The organism is Arsenophonus sp. ENCA, from assembly GCF_002287155.1.
Taxonomy (GTDB): Bacteria; Pseudomonadota; Gammaproteobacteria; order Enterobacterales; family Enterobacteriaceae; genus Arsenophonus; species Arsenophonus nilaparvatae.
Genome location: NZ_NHNG01000723.1, coordinates 1 through 506, shown reverse-complemented (window position 1 = coordinate 506; position 506 = coordinate 1). Strand labels below are relative to the sequence as shown.

1 protein-coding gene is annotated in these 506 nt (G+C 44.1%); it reads left to right on the top strand.

Translation table 11 applies throughout. From position 1 onward, the window contains the following. Positions 1 to 130: 130 nt before the first annotated feature. The coding region (locus tag CBG25_RS18835; RefSeq protein ID WP_290603693.1) for a hypothetical protein at positions 131 to 506 on the top strand (376 nt) is incomplete at its 3' end.

The window sequence follows — 506 nt, the reverse complement described above, 5'->3', positions numbered from 1 at the left end:
TCGGCGCATTGGGCTACCCCTGTTTTCTGCTGGGTATCGTGGTGCTGATGATGCATATGGTGTGTGAGAAGTTTATCCCCAAGCTGGCAAGACTGGTGCCGCGTGAGAAATGAGGCTGTCGCAAAAGCTCATGTTATCGATTAAAATTTGCTTTATTCGTTTTAAACGCAGATCTTTTATGACCGTATTTACTCGCAAACTGGAATCGCCTTCTCACACCAAACGTAAGTTTGTCAAAGCGCAAAATCTACCTATCTTGGAGGGTTCTGTTTCCCTTTGCGATTATCTCAAGCAAATTGGTGAACGTAGGGCATTTATTGTCACAGAGATTTTGGATGAACAAGACTGGGTACCTTTCGAACGCTGTTATTCTTCAACAGGTAGAGCGCCGTATTCTCCTCGTTCAATGATGGGAATTTTGCTTTATGGGATCATGAAAGGGCATAGTTCGCTCAGAGCACTTGAAAATCTGGCGCGTTTAGATTTGGGATGTATTTTTGTCAGCC